The following is a 17,165-nucleotide window of genomic DNA, read 5'->3' on the forward strand; positions in this document are numbered from 1 at the left end:
GCGCGCAGCGGCCCGGGACCACACCGCCACCGCACAGCAGGACGGGCGATCGGCGGCGAGCGGGTTCGACAGTGTCGGCGCCCGGGGCGGGCGCTCCTGCGTGGTGATGGGCGTGGTGAACGTCACCAGCGATTCGTTCTCCGACGGCGGGCGCTACCTCGATCCCGAGCTGGCCATCGCGCACGGCGTGCGGCTGCACGCCGCGGGCGCGGACATCATCGACGTCGGCGGCGAGTCGACCAGGCCGGGCGCGGTGCGCATCGATGCGGCGACCGAGGCCGCGCGGGTGACGCCGGTCATCCGCGGCCTGGTCGCGGCGGGCGTGCCGGCCAGCGTGGACACCATGCGCGCCGCCGTGGCCGCCGCGGCGATCGAGGCCGGGGTGTCGGTGGTGAACGACGTCTCCGGCGGCCGCGCCGACGCCGATATGGTGCGAGTGGTCGCCGCCGCACGAGTCCCGTGGATTCTCATGCACTGGCGGGCGGGCGCCGACTATCGGCACACCGGACCGGCGGACCACTACGACGACGTGGTCGCCGAAGTGCTCGGCGAACTGACCGCCCAGGTGGACCTGGCCGTCGCCGCGGGCGTCGACCCGTCCCGGTTGCTGCTCGACCCGGGCTTGGGCTTCGCGAAGAACGCCGAGCACAACTGGGCCCTGCTCGGCGCGCTGCCCGAATTGGTCGCGCACGGACTGCCGATCCTGATCGGCGCCTCGCGCAAGCGCTTCCTCGGTTCGCTGCTCGCCGACGAGGCGGGGCCGCGTCCACCGGACGGCCGCGAGACGGCCACCGCGACCATCTCGGCGCTGGCCGCACTGCACGGCGCGTGGGGTGTGCGCGTGCACGACGTGCGCGCCTCGCTGGACGCCATCGCGGTCACCGATGCGTGGCAGAATGCCGCACGGCAGCGTGCCGCACAGCACGACAACGCCCGATCCAGTGCGCAAGGAGCTCGACGATGAGCCGGTCCCCGGTCCATGCCGAAGACGAGGCGCGACTACGCGATTCGGCGATCCGCCGCGGCGCCGACCGGATCGAGCTGCGCGGTCTGCGCGCCTACGGCCATCACGGCGTGTTCGAGCACGAGCGTCGCGACGGTCAGGAGTTCCTGGTCGACCTGACGGTGTGGGTCGATTTCGCCGTGGCCGCGGCGACCGACGATCTGGCCGCCACCGTGGACTACGGCGCACTGGCCGAGCGTGCGGTGCGGATCGTGCAGGGCGAGCCGCGCAATCTCGTCGAGACGGTGGTGTCGGAGATCGCCGAGGACGTGATGACCGATCCGCGGATCAGGTCGGTCGAGGTGGTGCTGCACAAGCCGTCCGCGCCGATCCCGCACACGTTCGCCGACGTGCGGGTGATCACCTCGCGGCACCGCGGGGAGCCCGCCGAATGAGCCGGCGCGACGGCGGCGCGGCCGTTTCCCGGACCGCGCCGAGCGCCGCGGAGGCGCGCCGATGACCCGTGCCGTGCTGTCCATCGGTTCGAATCTGGGCGACCGGCTCGCCCATCTGCGCAGTGTGCTGGACGGGTTCGGTCATCGCGTGCTGGCCGTCTCCGCCGTGTACTCCACCGCGCCATGGGGCGGCGTCCCGCAGGACGATTACCTCAATGCCGCTGTGCTGGCCGAGGATCCGGCATTCGGTTGCGTGGACTGGCTGCGCCGGGGCCAAGATCTGGAGCAGGCCGCGGGGCGAGTGCGCGAAGTGCGCTGGGGCGCGCGCACTCTCGACGTGGACGTGGTGTGGTGCGCCGAACTGCGCGACGGAGAGCCGGTCGCGTGCCGCAGTGCCGACCCGAACCTGATCCTGCCGCACCCCCAGGCGTATCGGCGCGCCTTCGTGCTGGTGCCGTGGCTGGACGTCGTGCCGGACGCGGTGCTCGAGATCGACGGGATACCGCACGCCGTGGCGGATCTGCTGGCGCGGCTCGATCCGGCCGAGCGCGCCGGGGTGCGGCGCACCGAGTTCTCGTTGACGGGCACGCCGTCGTGAAACTGAAGCCGACTCGCGTCCTGGACGTCGTGGCGAACGTGTTGATCGCCGCGATCGTCGCGTGGATCGCCACCCGGGTGGCCTACGACAACTTCCCGCCGATCTCGGTTTTCGCCGGAGCCTCGCTGTACCCGGTGGCCGCCATCGAGGCGGTGCTCGCTTTCGTGATCCGGGCCAGGGTCAACGACCACGAGATCGGCGACGGCCGCCACCAGTTGCATCCGATCACCGCCGCCCGCGCCGTCGCGCTGGCCAAGGCGTCGGTGCAGGTGGGTTCGATCGCCGCAGGCATCTGGCTCGGTTTCTTGTGCTGGGTCTTCCCGCAGCGCGGCACGCTGCGCGCGGCGGCCGCCGACAGCCCCGGCGCCCTGGTCGGGATGCTGGCGGGGGTGGCTTTGGTTGCTGCGGCCCTCTGGCTGGAGTACTGCTGCCGGGCGCCGGAGGATCCTACCGACGATGCGGCAACTACGTAGCTAGCCTGACGAACGGAATCACAAAACGTTGTCTGGGCGCGGCTCGACCTATTGGCTACCCTGGCTGGCATGGTTTCACCCTCCCGTAGCAGCACTTCCCGTCGACGGCGGGACGACGCGGGAAAATTGTTCGTCGGCGTCTTGATCTTGCTCGGCCTGGTTGCCAGCGTTTTCCTGATCTTCAGTAACAGCGTGGAGTTCGTACGGGTAGGTCTGATCGCGGCGCTGTGGGCCGCGGCGATCGGCGCTCTGGCTGCGACGAAGTACCGCAAGGAAGCGGATATCGACAAGGCGAAGGTGCGCGATCTGCAGACCGTCTACGAGTTGCAGCTCGAGCGAGAGGTCACCGCGCGGCGCGAGTACGAACTCGGCCTGGAGGCGCGAGTGCGTCAGGAAGTGGGCGCCGACGCGGCCGAACTCGCGGCCTTGCGCGCGGAGCTCACCGTGCTGCGCCAGAGCCTGCAGCGGCTGTTCGACGGGGATCTGCCGATGGAACGCCCCGCGTTGCGCGCCGACGCGACCCGGATTCAGGAGCTGACCAGCTCGGGCACGGAATCGGTGAACAATAGCTCCGCGAATGCCGGGATGTGGTCGATGTTCGCCGACCAGCAACCGCATAGCAGTATGACGCCGATCTTCGAGCCCGATCATCCCGAGCCGCCGGCCTTCGCCAGCCCCTTCGACGATCCGGTCACCGCCGAGACCGCGGTCGTCTCCCTCGACGACGACGCCGAGCAGTCCGACGCCGAGCAGGCACGCGACGCCGAGCCGCGCGGCTGGGCCGACGCCTTCACCGAGACCGTGGACGAGCCGCCCACCCAGCCCGCCGTGCGTCCGCGACCGGCCAGGGAACCGGCCCCGCGACCGACGCCCGCGCCTGCCATGGGCACGCCCAGCGCGCGCAGGCGGCGCAGGGCCGAGAGCGACGACGAGACGCCGTCGCGTCGTCTGTCGGTCGCGGAGATCATGGCCAATCTGCAGTCCGAGGAGCGCGAACGCCGGTGACTCGCGGCCGGGCGCGGCCCCGGCAGTGCGGCACAGATCACGCGGGCACCCCGTGGCGGCGGCGAACCGCGTGCCGATATTCTCTTGGCGTACCGTCCGGTACCCGCATGGCGGGACTGGAACGACATCGAGAGGACAACGTTGACCTCGAGAAGCGTGAATTCCGACAACGCTACTTCGGGCTTCGACCCCGCGCCCGCACGCCTGACGGTGGGAATCGTCTCGGCGGGACGTGTGGGTTCGGCATTGGGCGCCGCACTCGAGCGGGCCGGGCACATCGTGTTCGGCGTCTGCGCGATCTCCGACGCCTCGGTGCGCCGTGCCAGGACCCGGCTGCCCGATTCGGAGATCCTGCCGGTCGAACAGGTGGCCGCCCGCAGCGAACTGCTGCTGCTCGCCGTGCCCGACACTGAACTGCCTGGTCTGGCTCGTGGCCTGGCGGGTGCGGGAGTCGTCCGGCCCGGCACCATCGTCGCGCACACCTCCGGCGCGAACGGCGTCGGCGTGCTCGCGCCCCTCGCCGAGATCGGCGCCCTACCGCTGGCCATCCACCCCGCCATGACCTTCACCGGTCATGACGAAGACGTGACCCGGCTCGGCAACGCCTGCTTCGGCATCACCGCGGCCGACGAAGTCGGCTATGCCATCGCGCAGTCGCTGGTGATCGAGATGGGCGGTGAGCCGGTCCGGGTGCCGGAGGCCAACCGGCCGCTGTACCACGCCGCGCTCGCGCACGGCAGCAATCACCTGGTCACGGTGATCGTGGACGCGGTCGCCGCGCTGCGCGCCGCCCTGGAGGGGCCGGGCCTGATCGGTCAGCAAGTGGTCGACGACCAGCCGGGCGGCCTGGCCGAGCGCCTGCTCGCCCCGCTGGCCTCGGCGGCGCTGGACAACGCGCTGCGCCGCGGCCAGTCCGCGCTGACCGGCCCGGTGGCCCGCGGCGACGCGGACGCGGTGGCCGCGCATATGGACGCGCTCGCGACGGTCGATCCCCGGATGGCCGAGGCGTACCGCGCGCTGTCGCTGCGCACCGCGGAGCGGGCGGGTACCGCCCCCGCTGTCATCGAGCTGCTGGAAGGACACTGATGTTCGACCCGAAATTGCGCGGTGCCTACCGGCCCGGTGAGCTGACCGTGCACCACGATCCCGCGATACTCGGCGCGGCGTCCGCCGCCCTGCGCGGCGTGGGCCGCACCGTCGCGCTGGTGCCGACCATGGGCGCGCTGCACGAGGGCCACCTGGAGATCGTGCGGCTGGCCAAACGCACCAACCAGGTCGTCATCGTGTCGATCTTCGTCAATCCCTTGCAGTTCGGTGCGAACGAGGATCTGGACAAATATCCGCGCACGCTGGACGCCGACGTCGAGCTGCTGCGCGCGGAGGGCGTCGAGCTGGTGTTCGCGCCGAGCGTGTCGGATATGTACCCGGACGGTCCGCGCACCACGGTGCACCCCGGCCCGCTCGGCGCGGAGCTGGAGGGCGCGAGCCGCCCCACCCATTTCGCGGGCATGCTCACCGTGGTCGCCAAGCTGCTGCAGATCGCGCGGCCGACGGAGGCGTTCTTCGGTGAGAAGGACTATCAGCAGCTCACGTTGATCCGGCAGCTGGTCCGCGACCTGAATTTCGACGTTCGGATCACCCCGGTGGTCACCGTGCGCGAGGCCGACGGCTTGGCGCTGTCCTCGCGCAACCGCTATCTCGACCCGGCGCAGCGCGAATCGGCGCTCGCCCTCTCGGCGGCCCTGGCCGCGGGCAAGCACGCGGGCGGCCTCGGCGGTGACGCGGTTCTCGCGGCCGCCCGCCAGGTGCTCGACGCCGCGACCGGCGTGGAGGTCGATTACCTGGAGCTGCGCTCGGCCACTCTGGGCCCCGCCCCGGCGACCGGCAACGCCAGGCTGCTGGTCGCGGCCAGGGTCGGCGCGACCCGGCTCATCGACAACATCGCCGTCACGCTCGGCGCTCCGATCGACGGCCATCCGACCGTCTCCGGTTCGCGGCCCGCCGTGGACTCGTCCCAGCCCGCCCCGGCGGTGTCCGATCCCGCCTCGATCCCTCCCGCGAACTAGAAAGGGCGACGCAATGCTGCGCACCATGATGAAGTCGAAGATCCACCGTGCCACCGTGACGCACGCCGATCTGCACTACGTCGGCTCGGTCACCGTGGACCAGGACCTGCTCGACGCGGCCGACCTGCTGGAAGGCGAGCAGGTCTGCATCGTGGACATCGACAACGGCGCCCGGCTGGAGACCTACGTCATCGCCGGTGAACGGGGTTCCGGCGTGATCGGGATCAACGGTGCCGCGGCGCACCTGGTGCACCCGGGCGACCTCGTCATCCTGATCGCCTACGGTCAGCTGAACGAGCAGGAACTCGCGGAATACGACCCCAAGGTCGTGTTCGTCGACGAGCGCAACCGTCCGGTCGAGCTCGGCTCGGACCCGGCGCACGCGCCGGAGGGCTCGGGCCTCACCTCGCCGCGCTCCCTGTCGTTCGTCTGAGGACCGGCGACCGGGACATGCTGCTGACCATCGATGTCCGCAATACGAGTATCGAACTCGGTCTGTTCTCCGGTTCCGGGGCGCATTCGAAACTCGTGCGGCACTGGCGAATGCACACCAATCCGTTGCTGACGGCCGACGAATTCGCCATGCAGGTGCGCGGCTTGGTCGGCGCGCAGCTGGACGAGGTCATCGGCGTATCGGCGCTTTCGACGGTGCCGCCGGTGTTGCGCGAACTACGCGCCATGCTCGGTCAGTACTGGGCGCACGTTCCGCACGTATTGGTGGAACCCGGTGTGCGCACCGGGATTCCGCTGCTGGTGGACAATCCGAAAGAAGTCGGCGCGGACCGCATCGTCAATTGCCTGGCCGCCTACCAGCGGTATTCCGCACCGGCGATCGTGGTCGATTTCGGGACGGCGATCTGTGTCGATCTGGTGTCGAAGAAGGGCGAGTTCCTCGGCGGGATCATCGCGCCGGGTGTGGAGATCTCGACCGAGGCGCTGGTGGAACGCAGCGCGCTGCGGCGGGCGGAGTTGGCCAGGCCACGGTCGGTGCTGGGAAAGAACAGCATGGAATGTATGCAGTCCGGGGCGGTCTTCGGTTTCGCCGGACTGGTGGACGGCCTGATCGATCGGATCCGTGACGAGTTCGACGCCTTCGCCGGCGACGACGTCGCGATCGTGGCGACGGGCGCCACCGCACCGCTGATCGTTCCGGAATCCGAAACGATCGAGGACCACGATCCGCACCTCACGCTGACCGGGCTGCGGCTCGTATACGAACGCAACCAGCGGCGCAAGGGAAGTGTCTGAAATGCGCGGTGTTGGCTTTGTCGCAGGCTGGTCGCTTGCCGGCACCGCGCCGAATGCTGTTAAACTCCCTTTCGTGACTTCCCGCGTGAGCACCCAGGAGTGTTGTCGAGGCTGACGTGCCTCGACCGATCGAGGCTGAGTTCTTGCCCTCGACCGATACCTTCCTCCTGGAGATTCGCTCATGCGTTCTTCTGTTCTTTCTCTTTCTTCCGCGCGTACCGCGTTCTCGGCCACCCCTCCGGTGGAGCGCTCGGTGTCGCCGGCGCTTCCCACCCGGTTGCGTCCGGCCGATCTGCTCCGGTTGACCGACGAGGGCGCCGAGGACGTGCTGGCCGGGCGTTACGACCACCTGCTTCCCGCCGGGGGAGAGTGGCCGGCCGATGAGCGCTGGGCGACCAGACTGCTCACCGACGACGAGGTCGACGTCTGGCTGATCAGCTGGACGCCGGATAAATCGACGGAACTGCACGACCACGCCGGGTCGCTCGGCGCGCTCACCGTGCTCAGCGGCGCGCTGTCGGAATACCGTTGGAACGGAACGGAACTGCGTCGCCGCACGCTCACGGCGGGCGACCAGGCATCGTTCCCGATCGGCTGGGTGCACGACGTGATGCGCGCGCCCGCGGCCGTGCCCGGCGCTGCCGAAGCCACCGGTCCGCTCGACCCGACATTGAGCGTGCACGCCTATTCCCCGCCGCTGACCGCTATGTCCTATTACGAGGTGACGGGTCACGGCACTCTCCGGCGCACCCGAACCGTTCTCACCGACCAGCCCGAAGGTGATATGTGATGACCCGTTTGACCATCGATCAGATGCTCGAGAACGCACGGGCCCGACTCGACCGGATCTACGCCTTCGAATTGCCGCGAGCAATCGAGCGCGGTGCCATTCTGGTGGATATCCGCCCCCAAGCGCAGCGCGGACGCGAGGGCACCTTGCCCGGCGCCCTGGTGATCGAGCGCAATGTGCTGGAATGGCGGCTCGACCCCACCAGCTCGGCCCGCTTGGCGCTGGCCGCCGATCACGATGTGGAATGGATCGTCGTCTGCTCCGAGGGCTATACCTCCAGCTTGGCGGCCGCCGCTCTGCAGCAACTCGGACTGCACCGGGCGACCGACCTCGTCGGCGGCTACCAGGCATTGAAGGCGGCCGGTCTGCTGAACGTCGCCATGGGGGCGCCGCACTTCGCGCGTGAGCTCGACGCGCTGGCGTCGCTGTAAATCGCCCTGGAACACTTCCATCTCGAAATAGCCGGTCGCGCAGGTGTTTTCGGACACACCTCGATGCGCACCGGCTATTTCACGTATCCGGAGCCCGCGGCAGGCGGTCTCGGGGCGGCCGGCGCATCGATACCGTTTCGTTACTCCGGGTCAGAGTCCGGGCGGCGCGCAATACGATTTCCGGTGCACGCTAGGGTTGTTCGATGTGAGCACTCCGAACTCTGCATCCTCCAGCGCATCGACATCGGATTCGCGGCCTGCCGTGGCGCCCGACGCCGACGACGCCCCGGAGCAGATACGGATTCGCCGGGAGAAGCGAGAGCGCCTGCTAGCGGCCGGTGGCGAGGCATATCCCGTGGTCGTGCCGCGCACGCATACCCTGGCCGAAATTCGGGCCGCATATCCGGACCTGGCCGCCGACACCGCCACCGGACAACAGGCGGGCGTCGCCGGACGCGTCATATTCCTGCGTAATACCGGCAAGCTGTGTTTCGCGACACTGCAGGAGGGCGACGGCACCAAGCTGCAGGCGATGATCAGCCTGAACGGGGTCGGCGCGGACGCCCTCGCCGCGTGGAAGGCCGACGTCGATCTCGGCGACTTCGTTTTCGTGCACGGTGAGGTCATCTCCTCCCGCACCGGGGAACTGAGCGTCATGGCCGATTCCTGGTTCATGGCGGCGAAAGCCCTGCGGCCGCTGCCGGTCGCACACAAGGAGATGAACGAGGAGTCGCGCGTCCGGCAGCGCTATGTCGATCTGATCGTGCGCCCGGAGGCCAGGGAAATGGCTCGCACCCGTATCGCCGTGGTGCGTGCGCTGCGCGCCGCCCTCGAGCGCAGGGGATTCCTCGAGGTGGAGACGCCGATGCTGCAGACGCTGCACGGCGGCGCGGCGGCCCGGCCGTTCGTCACCCATTCCAACGCCCTCGACATGGACCTCTTCCTGCGGATCGCGCCGGAGCTGTTCCTGAAGCGCTGCGTGGTCGGCGGCTTGGAGCGCGTCTTCGAGATCAACCGCAACTTCCGCAACGAAGGCGCGGACTCCACGCATTCCCCCGAGTTCGCGATGCTCGAGACATACCAGGCATACGGCACCTACGACGACTCGGCGGCGATGATCCGCGAATTGGTCCAGGAAGTGGCCCAGGAGGCGTTCGGCACGCAGGTGGTGACCTTGGCCGACGGCACCGAATACGATCTGCGCGGCGAGTGGGCGACCGTCGAGATGTACCCGTCGCTGTCGGACGCTCTGGGTGTGCCGGTCACCCCGGAAACGTCGGTCGCCGAATTGCGGGCGCTCGCGGATCGGGTCGGTCTGGAAATTCCGGAGGGCAAGGGCTACGGCCACGGGAAACTCGTCGAGGAACTCTGGGAACACCAGTACGGCGACAAGCTCTACGCGCCGACTTTCGTGCGCGACTTCCCGGTGGAGACGTCCCCCCTGACCAGGCAGCATCGGAGTACGGCAGGCGTCACGGAGAAGTGGGACCTCTATGTGCGCGGCTTCGAGTTGGCCACGGGCTATTCGGAGTTGGTCGACCCGGTGATCCAGCGCGAGCGGTTCGTCGACCAGGCTCGGCTGGCCGCGCAAGGTGACGACGAGGCGATGGTGCTCGACGAGGACTTCCTCGCGGCGATGGAGCACGGCATGCCGCCGACCACCGGAACCGGTATGGGAATCGATCGCTTGTTGATGGCGCTCACCGGATTGGGAATCCGAGAAACGATACTGTTCCCAATTGTGCGTCCGGTCACCAGGTGACCACTGGATTGCAAAGCAGCGGCTCCGTCTTGGAATTTCCGGAATTCGGGGTATTCTTGCCTCGGGTAATCGGCCTAGTATGCGGGTCGCACGATTTCGAGAGGACGTTCATCTCATGGCAAAGAAGGTCACCGTTAGCCTGATCGACGATGTCGATGGTGAGTCCATCGCGGACGAGACCATCGAGTTCGCGATCGACGGTGTGTCGTACGAGATCGACCTGTCGTCGGCAAATGCGGCGAAGCTGCGCGACGGTTTGGAAGAGTGGGTTTCGAATGCGCGCCGGGTCAGCGGCCGGCGCCGGGTCAAGGCCGCCGCGGCCGCCGCGGGCACGCCCAAGAGCCGGGTCTCGATCGACCGGGAACAAAGTGCCGCAATTCGCGAGTGGGCGCGCCGGAATGGACACAAGGTGTCCGCCAGGGGCCGCATCTCCGCCGACATCACCGACGCGTACAACAAGGCCGCGAAGGGATAGTTCTATTTTCCGGCCGCCGTCCCGGCGAATCGTGCGACGTCGGGGCGGCGGTCTTGTTTGTGATAGACCTTCGATATGGCAGCGAGACCGGATCCCACGGTGGCCGGTTACGGCGGATGAATCGATCTTGCTCGTGGTACCGGAACGCGGCACCATGGAAACCGTGCGACGGTCACTGGCGGTATGGAGAGGCGAGGTATCGGCGCAGTGACAGGATTCGTCGGATCATTCTTGCGGTTCACCGATGACGCCGGCCGGCAGCAGGAGCTCACGCTCACGCCCGACCGCGGACGCGTCACGATCGGCCGATCCCCGCATGCCGATCTCGCGCTGAGCTGGGACGCGGAGGTCTCCCGGCTGCACGCCGCGGTCGAATACCTGGGTGCGCACTGGACCATCGTGGACGACGGTCTGTCCCGCAACGGCACGTTCGTCAACGGGGACCGGCTGGTCGGCCGCCGCAGGCTGATGGCGGGCGACGTCATCCGCGTCGGCACCTCGCGGGTGTCCTTTCACGACTTCGGCGGCGTGTCCGACGACATCACCCGCACCTCCACCGGCTCGATCCCCACCGCGCGCTCGCTCACCGAAACGCAGCGCTCGGTGCTGATCGCGCTGTGCCGCCCGTACAAGCACGGCGCGGGTTTCGCCACCCCGGCCTCCAACCAGCAGATCGCCGAGGAGCTGTTCCTCAGCGTCGACGCGATCAAGACCCACCTGCGCGCGCTGTTCGCCAAGTTCGGCGTGGAGGATCTGCCGCAGAACCAGAAGCGCGTACGGCTGGCCGGATTGGCGATGCAGAGTGGGCTCATTTCCGATCGGGACCTGTGAGACCTCCACGGTAGACGCTCGCTTAGGCGGTCGAGCTTCTCGGCCATGGAGAGTCATGGCGACAGCGGCTTGACTGGGAATCGCCAGCCGGATCGAGAACGAGTCCGGCGGAGTTCCCAGCAGGAGGAAGTCATGACCGCCACCCGTCTCGCCGCACTGGTGCTCGCCACGCTGGCGACCGGCCTGATCGCGGGCCTGTTCTACGCGTACGCCAATTCGGTGATGCCCGCGCTCGCCCGCACCGACGACCGGGCGATGATCGACGTGATGCAGAAGATCAACGTGGTGATCATCAATCCGTGGTTCATGATCGCGTTCCTCGGCACCGTGGGCTTCACCGTCCTGGCGGCCGCGCTGCATCTGGGCCGGGAGCACCGCGGCACACTGATCTGGATCGTGCTCGCGCTGGTACTCAATGTCATCGCGTTCGCGGTGACCTCGGGCCTGAACGTTCCGCTCAACGACCAGCTGGCCGCCGCGGGCGATCCGGCATCGATCGCCGACCTCGCCGCGGTGCGCGCCGATTTCGAAGCCGCGTGGGTCCGTTGGAACATCGTGCGCGGCGTCGTCCACACGCTGGCCTTCCTCGCGCTGTGCGGCGCGCTGTTCGCGGCGGGCGTTCAGCAGGGGAAGGCCACCGCCGCGGCGGGCGCTGCGGGCCACGTGGTGGCGGGCCAGTACACGGCGGCGGACCGGTCCGCCGCGCCCGCCTTCGGTCAGAGCTAGTTTCCGCAACGACCCGCCGGAATGTGCTCCGTCTGGGCCACTCCGTGCGGTAGCTTCCCCCGAAGACGAGACCGGACCGGGAGGCTATCGTGCGGCGTGTCCCAGGCTTTTCGTTGCTGATCGTTCTGCTCGCCGCGGTGTGCGCTACCGCGGGCTCGGCGCACGCGCGGGAGCCGCAGGAACGATATCCGGTCGACTACAACTTCTTCGCGGGGATTCCCGCCGAGCTGGCGAATCCCGGCGGTTCGCTGCCCGGCACCAACGACTGGTCCTGCCGGCCGGGTTCCGAGCACCCGAACCCCGTAGTTCTCGTGCACGGCACGGGGGGTGGCGCACAGACGAATTGGGGCGTGTATGCGCCGGTGCTGGCCAACGAGGGCTACTGCGTGTACTCGGCCACGTTCGGCGCCTACGACCTGCCGTGGCCCGCCTCGGCCATCGGCGGCATGCTCCCGATCGAGCGGAGCGCCGCCCAGCTCGCCGCTTTCGTGGACCGGGTACGCGCCGCGACCGGCGCGGCCGAGGTCGACCTCGTCGGTCACTCCCAGGGCAATTTCATCGGCAACTACTTCGTCAAGCGGCTCGCGGGCGCGGCGAAGGTGGACAAGATGGTCGGGCTGGCCCCGCCCTGGCTCGGCTCGAACGCGGCAGGCATGGCGGACCTGAACGAGGTCGGCACGCGGCTGGGTCTCGGCCCGTTCTTCGACGCCGTGGCCGGGTCGCCCTGCATGGCCTGCCGCCAGGTGCTGCAAGGGTCGGAGTTCGTGCGCGCGCTCAACGCGGACGGTGTGTACCACCCGGACGTGACCTACACCAACATCGCGACCGAGCTGGACGAGCTGGTGGTGCCGTACACCTCCGGCCTGGTCGCCGGTCCGCGAGTGACGAACATCGTGGTTCAGGACGGCTGCGCGACGGACTACTCTGGGCATACGGGCATAGCGGGAAGTCGGAGGGCCGCGACCTACATGCTCAACGCGCTCGATCCCGCACATCAACGCCCCGTGCCCTGCGGTTAGGTCGACCCTCATACCGGGTAGGCAGCCCAGGTCGTACGTGTGCGGTGGAGCTCCGGTCGGCGAGTCTTCTGTTCGCTGAGGGCAAAACCCGGCCGGAAACGAATCCCGCGCCGCCCACGTTATGAGTGAATGACCGTGCTGCTGCCGGTCGGCAATAGGGTGGACCGGCGGCGGCGGCATCTCCCGCCAACTAGAGTGGAGGCGGGGGCCGCAACCCCCGGGCTTCATGGCAGGCTGACGCCCACGGTTGTTGTACACAGCACACTGCGGCGTCTGTTGCCAGAATGTCGGAGCAGGAGAGTGAGGGAGCGATGTTCGAGAGGTTCACCGACCGCGCGAGGCGTGTCGTCGTCCTGGCCCAGGAAGAGGCCCGGATGCTCAACCACAACTACATCGGCACCGAGCACATCCTGCTGGGGCTGATTCACGAGGGTGAGGGCGTCGCGGCCAAGTCGCTGGAGTCGCTCGGCATTTCGCTGGAAGGCGTGCGCAGCCAGGTGGAGGAGATCATCGGCCAGGGCCAGCAGGCCCCGTCCGGTCACATCCCGTTCACCCCGCGCGCCAAGAAGGTGCTGGAGCTGAGCCTTCGCGAGGCGCTGCAGCTCGGTCACAACTACATCGGCACCGAGCACATCCTGCTCGGCCTCATCCGTGAGGGCGAGGGCGTGGCGGCGCAGGTGCTGGTGAAGCTGGGCGCCGATCTCAATCGTGTGCGCCAGCAGGTCATCCAGCTGCTGTCCGGGTACCAGGGCAAGGAGCCGGTCGAGTCCGGTTCGCGCGGTGAGGCGGGCACCCCGTCCACCTCGCTGGTGCTCGACCAGTTCGGCCGCAACCTGACCCAGGCCGCGCTGGAGGGCAAGCTCGACCCGGTCATCGGCCGCTCGAAGGAGATCGAGCGCGTCATGCAGGTGCTCAGCCGCCGCACCAAGAACAACCCGGTGCTGATCGGCGAGCCCGGCGTCGGCAAGACCGCCGTCGTCGAAGGGCTCGCGCAGGCCATCGTCAACGGCGAGGTCCCGGAGACGCTGAAGGACAAGCAGCTCTACACCCTCGACCTGGGTTCCCTGGTCGCGGGCAGCCGCTACCGCGGTGACTTCGAAGAGCGCCTGAAGAAGGTGCTCAAGGAGATCAACACCCGCGGCGACATCATCCTGTTCATCGACGAGCTGCACACGCTGGTCGGTGCGGGCGCGGCCGAGGGCGCCATCGACGCGGCATCCATCCTGAAGCCGAAGCTGGCCCGCGGTGAATTGCAGACCATCGGCGCGACCACGCTCGACGAGTACCGCAAGTACATCGAGAAGGACGCCGCCCTGGAGCGCCGGTTCCAGCCGGTGCAGGTGGGCGAGCCGACCGTCGAGCACACCATCAACATCCTCAAGGGTCTGCGCGACCGCTACGAGGCGCACCACCGGGTCTCCATCACCGACGGCGCGCTGGTGGCCGCGGCGACGCTGGCCGACCGCTACATCAACGACCGGTTCCTGCCGGACAAGGCGATCGACCTGATCGACGAGGCGGGCGCCCGGATGCGCATCCGTCGCATGACCGCTCCGCCGGACCTGCGCGAGTTCGACGACAAGATCGCCGAGGCGCGCCGGGAGAAGGAGTCCGCGATCGACGCGCAGGACTTCGAGAAGGCCGCGCGGCTGCGCGACAAGGAGAAGCAGCTCGTCGCCAAGCGGGCCGAGCGGGAGAAGCAGTGGCGCTCGGGTGACCTGGACGTCGTGGCCGAGGTCGACGACGAGCAGATCGCCGAGGTGCTGGCGAACTGGACCGGTATCCCCGTCTTCAAGCTCACCGAGGAGGAGACCACCCGTCTGCTCCGCATGGAGGACGAGCTGCACAAGCGGATCATCGGCCAGGAGGACGCGGTCAAGGCCGTCTCCAAGGCCATCCGCCGCACCCGTGCCGGCCTGAAGGATCCGAAGCGTCCGTCCGGCTCGTTCATCTTCGCCGGTCCGTCCGGCGTGGGTAAGACCGAGCTGTCCAAGGCGCTGGCGAACTTCCTGTTCGGCGACGACGACGCGCTCATCCAGATCGACATGGGCGAGTTCCACGACCGTTTCACCGCCTCGCGGCTGTTCGGTGCCCCTCCGGGCTACGTCGGCTACGAGGAGGGCGGCCAGCTCACCGAGAAGGTGCGCCGCAAGCCGTTCTCGGTCGTGCTGTTCGACGAGATCGAGAAGGCCCACCAGGAGATCTACAACACCCTGTTGCAGGTGCTCGAGGACGGTCGTCTCACCGACGGCCAGGGCCGGACCGTGGACTTCAAGAACACGGTGCTGATCTTCACCTCGAACCTCGGTACCTCGGACATCTCGAAGGCCGTCGGCTTGGGCTTCACGCAGAGCAATGCCGAGGGCTCGAACTACGAGCGGATGAAGCTCAAGGTCAACGACGAGCTGAAGAAGCACTTCCGGCCGGAGTTCCTCAACCGCATCGACGACGTGATCGTCTTCCACCAGCTCACCACCGACCAGATCGTCCAGATGGTGGATCTGATGATCAACCGCGTCGCCAAGCAGCTGAAGAACAAGGACATGGCGATCGAGCTCACCGAGAACGCCAAGAACCTGCTGGCCAAGCGTGGCTTCGACCCCGTGCTCGGTGCCCGGCCGCTGCGCCGCACCATTCAGCGCGAGATCGAGGACCAGCTGTCGGAGAAGATCCTCTTCGGCGAGATCGGCCCCGGTCAGACCATCTCGGTCGACGTCGAGGGCTGGGACGGCGAAGGCTCCGGCGAGGATGCCAAGTTCACCTTCACCGGTAAGGCGAAGCTGACCAAGGCTCAGACCGAAGAGAAGCCGGAAGTCGTGCTGACCGGCGCGACGGAAGGCTCCACCGAGGCCGCCTCGGGCGAGTAAGTCGTAACTCGAAAGCCCGTGCCCACCGGATGACGGTGGGCACGGGCTTTTTCTCGACCAGGCCGACTTCCGTCCTAGTGATCGGCCGGAAAATCACGGCCTCGGGGTCGAGTGAAATTATTCATGCCGAAAGACCGCGTCGGCGGGCATGCCGGAGGCATCGGTCACGCGTCTGCACGTGGAATATGCCTGGGTATGGGCGCCCGCAGTGATTTACCAGATAATCGCCAAGCAGCATCTGGCTGGCAAAATTTTGATTGCTAGAAAATTGCTATTGCCGCTATATCGAGGTGCCGCGAACGACGTCTCGCCATGCCGTAGCGGTTAACGGCGACGGTCCGGCCTCGGTTACTGCCAGCCGGGGCCGACCAGCCCGGATTCGTAGGCCAGAACGACCACTGAGTGCGGTCCCTGACGTTCAGTTCGGTGAATGCCGCTGACGTGGCACGCACGAGATCGGCCGGTTCGGTGTGCTTGACCAGGAAATGAGTCGTCCTCCATCGGGTCTGCTCTGCCGTCGGACGGGTCGCGTCGTGCCGTCATCGCCGCGCGCGACCGGCCCGGGTACTCGTCCGCTCGTCCGCCTCGTCGGGCCGGTGCTGTGGCCCGTGCGACGCCGCGGTACGAGGCTCGGCGGGGCGCTCGTTCGAGGAAGTCGTCCGCGGTGCCTCGCTGTCCGGTTGTGTCGCGTCCGCCGCCGCGGCAGTGGTTCGCGGGTGGGCGGTGCTTTCGTCCGTCTCGTCCGTGGAGGTTGTACGGCGTGCTTTGCTGCCCGTTGGCGGCGTTTGTGCCGCCTCGGCAGTAGTTCGTGGCTCGTGCGGGCTTGTGTCCGTCTCGTGGGACAGGGTCGTACGGCGTGCATTGCTGCCCGCTGGGGTCGTCGCCGTCGGCGTGGCAGTCGGCGTCGGTGTTCTCGGGTGCGGAACCCCTTTTGCTGTCTCAGGGCTTCGTTCAGGCGCTGCCGATTGGGCAGCACCTCGTATGGACGCGCTCGCCGACCGGCTGTGCGCGCTCCGCGATCCCGCTGTGCCCTCGTGCGGCGATGTCGCTCCCGGTTCAGGTGTCTGCGTGGGCAGCCGGGCCGCGACCCGGAAGCCGCCGCTGGGGCGCGGACCCGCGGTGAGCGCGCCACCGAGCGCGTGGGTCCGCTCGCGCATGCCGATGATGCCGTTGCCGCCGCTGGTGCCGGAGCGTGCGGTAGCACTGGTCGGGCGGGTGTTGTCGACGGTGATGTCGACCGAGTCGGCGGTATAGCGCACGGTGACCGTCGCCTCCGCGCCCGGCGCGTGCCGCAGCACGTTGGTCAGCGACTCCTGGACGATCCGCGCCGCCGCCACATCGATGACGCTGGGTAACTGCTGTGGTGTGCCGATGACCCGGGTGTTGACTGTCAATCCGGCGGTGCGGGGGCGCTGCAAAAGCTCGTCCAGGTCGCCGATGCCCGGCGCGGCGGGGGCACGCGGGGCGGGCTGTCTC

General features: G+C 68.3%; 18 protein-coding genes. 17 read left to right on the plus strand and 1 reads right to left on the minus strand.

From position 1 onward, the window contains the following. Positions 1-106: 106 nt before the first annotated feature. The 17 genes from folP to HOV91_RS29255 all read left to right on the plus strand — a co-directional run bounded on the left by folP (position 107) and on the right by HOV91_RS29255 (position 15,689). Positions 107-964, plus strand: a complete 858-nt coding sequence (gene folP / locus HOV91_RS29175) for a dihydropteroate synthase (protein ID WP_174188534.1) — start codon at positions 107-109, stop codon at positions 962-964. Next, positions 961-1,398, plus strand: coding sequence for a dihydroneopterin aldolase (gene folB / locus HOV91_RS29180; RefSeq protein WP_174188523.1), 438 nt, complete (start codon positions 961-963; stop codon positions 1,396-1,398). Before folP ends, folB begins: the two co-directional genes overlap by 4 nt. A 61-nt stretch (positions 1,399-1,459) precedes the next feature. Beyond that, the gene (folK, locus tag HOV91_RS29185) at positions 1,460-1,996 is read left to right on the plus strand and encodes a 2-amino-4-hydroxy-6-hydroxymethyldihydropteridine diphosphokinase (RefSeq protein ID WP_174188524.1); all 537 of its coding nucleotides are present in this window, start codon (positions 1,460-1,462) and stop codon (positions 1,994-1,996) included. Positions 1,997-1,998: 2 nt separating this feature from the next. Further along, positions 1,999-2,469 (plus strand): DUF3180 domain-containing protein, encoded by a 471-nt coding sequence (locus tag HOV91_RS29190; RefSeq protein ID WP_217441276.1) that lies wholly within the window; start codon positions 1,999-2,001, stop codon positions 2,467-2,469. Between the two features lie 69 nt (positions 2,470-2,538). Beyond that, positions 2,539-3,474, plus strand: coding sequence for a DUF6779 domain-containing protein (locus HOV91_RS29195; RefSeq protein WP_174188526.1), 936 nt, complete (start codon positions 2,539-2,541; stop codon positions 3,472-3,474). A 156-nt stretch (positions 3,475-3,630) separates the two neighbouring features. Further along, complete coding sequence (locus HOV91_RS29200) at positions 3,631-4,560, plus strand: Rossmann-like and DUF2520 domain-containing protein (protein WP_174188535.1); 930 nt, start codon at positions 3,631-3,633, stop codon at positions 4,558-4,560. Beyond that, positions 4,560-5,540 (plus strand): pantoate--beta-alanine ligase, encoded by a 981-nt coding sequence (gene panC / locus HOV91_RS29205; RefSeq protein WP_174188527.1) that lies wholly within the window; start codon positions 4,560-4,562, stop codon positions 5,538-5,540. Before HOV91_RS29200 ends, panC begins: the two co-directional genes overlap by 1 nt. 13 nt (positions 5,541-5,553) lie before the next feature. Next, entirely contained in the window at positions 5,554-5,973 is a 420-nt protein-coding gene (panD, locus tag HOV91_RS29210; RefSeq protein ID WP_063022203.1) for an aspartate 1-decarboxylase, read from the plus strand. A 17-nt stretch (positions 5,974-5,990) separates the two neighbouring features. Beyond that, entirely contained in the window at positions 5,991-6,788 is a 798-nt protein-coding gene (locus HOV91_RS29215) for a type III pantothenate kinase (protein ID WP_174188528.1), read from the plus strand. 181 nt (positions 6,789-6,969) lie between these two features. Next, a complete protein-coding gene (locus HOV91_RS29220) occupies positions 6,970-7,578 on the plus strand; it encodes a cysteine dioxygenase (protein WP_174188529.1) in 609 nt (202 codons plus the stop codon). Positions 7,579-7,586: 8 nt separating this feature from the next. Next, entirely contained in the window at positions 7,587-8,009 is a 423-nt protein-coding gene (locus HOV91_RS29225) for a rhodanese-like domain-containing protein (RefSeq protein WP_174188536.1), read from the plus strand. Between the two features lie 262 nt (positions 8,010-8,271). Next, a complete protein-coding gene (gene lysS, locus HOV91_RS29230) occupies positions 8,272-9,771 on the plus strand; it encodes a lysine--tRNA ligase (protein ID WP_174188537.1) in 1,500 nt (499 codons plus the stop codon). Positions 9,772-9,886: 115 nt separating this feature from the next. Continuing rightward, positions 9,887-10,246, plus strand: a complete 360-nt coding sequence (locus tag HOV91_RS29235) for a histone-like nucleoid-structuring protein Lsr2 (protein WP_040864538.1) — start codon at positions 9,887-9,889, stop codon at positions 10,244-10,246. 183 nt (positions 10,247-10,429) lie between these two features. Next, positions 10,430-11,077 carry an FHA domain-containing protein gene (locus HOV91_RS29240; protein ID WP_051046140.1) on the plus strand — a complete coding sequence of 216 codons (648 nt, stop codon included), beginning with the start codon at positions 10,430-10,432 and terminating at the stop codon, positions 11,075-11,077. Between the two features lie 132 nt (positions 11,078-11,209). Next, the gene (locus HOV91_RS29245; protein ID WP_174188530.1) at positions 11,210-11,803 is read left to right on the plus strand and encodes an anthrone oxygenase family protein; all 594 of its coding nucleotides are present in this window, start codon (positions 11,210-11,212) and stop codon (positions 11,801-11,803) included. A gap of 89 nt (positions 11,804-11,892) precedes the next feature. Next, on the plus strand, positions 11,893-12,822 hold the full coding sequence (locus HOV91_RS29250) for an esterase/lipase family protein (RefSeq protein WP_174188531.1): 930 nt from the start codon (positions 11,893-11,895) through the stop codon (positions 12,820-12,822). A 311-nt stretch (positions 12,823-13,133) separates the two neighbouring features. After that, positions 13,134-15,689, plus strand: coding sequence for an ATP-dependent Clp protease ATP-binding subunit (locus HOV91_RS29255; protein WP_174188532.1), 2,556 nt, complete (start codon positions 13,134-13,136; stop codon positions 15,687-15,689). A gap of 539 nt (positions 15,690-16,228) precedes the next feature. Here HOV91_RS29255 and HOV91_RS40230 read toward each other — a convergent pair. Continuing rightward, the coding region (locus HOV91_RS40230; RefSeq protein WP_369009327.1) for an ATP-binding protein at positions 16,229-17,165 on the minus strand (937 nt) is incomplete at its 5' end.

It is taken from the genome of Nocardia barduliensis (genome assembly GCF_013315795.1).
Lineage (GTDB): Bacteria > Actinomycetota > Actinomycetes > Mycobacteriales > Mycobacteriaceae > Nocardia > Nocardia barduliensis.

Excerpts from the sequence above, each read along its gene's own strand:
- folB (WP_174188523.1), top strand. The coding sequence starts at position 961 with ATGAGCCGGTCCCCGGTCCATGCCGAAGACGAGGCGCGACTACGCGAT.
- HOV91_RS29215 (WP_174188528.1), top strand. The coding sequence starts at position 5,991 with ATGCTGCTGACCATCGATGTCCGCAATACGAGTATCGAACTCGGTCTG.
- folP (WP_174188534.1), top strand. The coding sequence starts at position 107 with ATGGGCGTGGTGAACGTCACCAGCGATTCGTTCTCCGACGGCGGGCGC.
- HOV91_RS29235 (WP_040864538.1), top strand. The coding sequence starts at position 9,887 with ATGGCAAAGAAGGTCACCGTTAGCCTGATCGACGATGTCGATGGTGAG.
- HOV91_RS29240 (WP_051046140.1), top strand. The coding sequence starts at position 10,430 with ATGGAGAGGCGAGGTATCGGCGCAGTGACAGGATTCGTCGGATCATTC.
- HOV91_RS29195 (WP_174188526.1), top strand. The coding sequence starts at position 2,539 with ATGGTTTCACCCTCCCGTAGCAGCACTTCCCGTCGACGGCGGGACGAC.
- folK (WP_174188524.1), top strand. The coding sequence starts at position 1,460 with ATGACCCGTGCCGTGCTGTCCATCGGTTCGAATCTGGGCGACCGGCTC.
- HOV91_RS29245 (WP_174188530.1), top strand. The coding sequence starts at position 11,210 with ATGACCGCCACCCGTCTCGCCGCACTGGTGCTCGCCACGCTGGCGACC.
- panD (WP_063022203.1), top strand. The coding sequence starts at position 5,554 with ATGCTGCGCACCATGATGAAGTCGAAGATCCACCGTGCCACCGTGACG.
- HOV91_RS29255 (WP_174188532.1), top strand. The coding sequence starts at position 13,134 with ATGTTCGAGAGGTTCACCGACCGCGCGAGGCGTGTCGTCGTCCTGGCC.
- panC (WP_174188527.1), top strand. The coding sequence starts at position 4,560 with ATGTTCGACCCGAAATTGCGCGGTGCCTACCGGCCCGGTGAGCTGACC.
- HOV91_RS29220 (WP_174188529.1), top strand. The coding sequence starts at position 6,970 with ATGCGTTCTTCTGTTCTTTCTCTTTCTTCCGCGCGTACCGCGTTCTCG.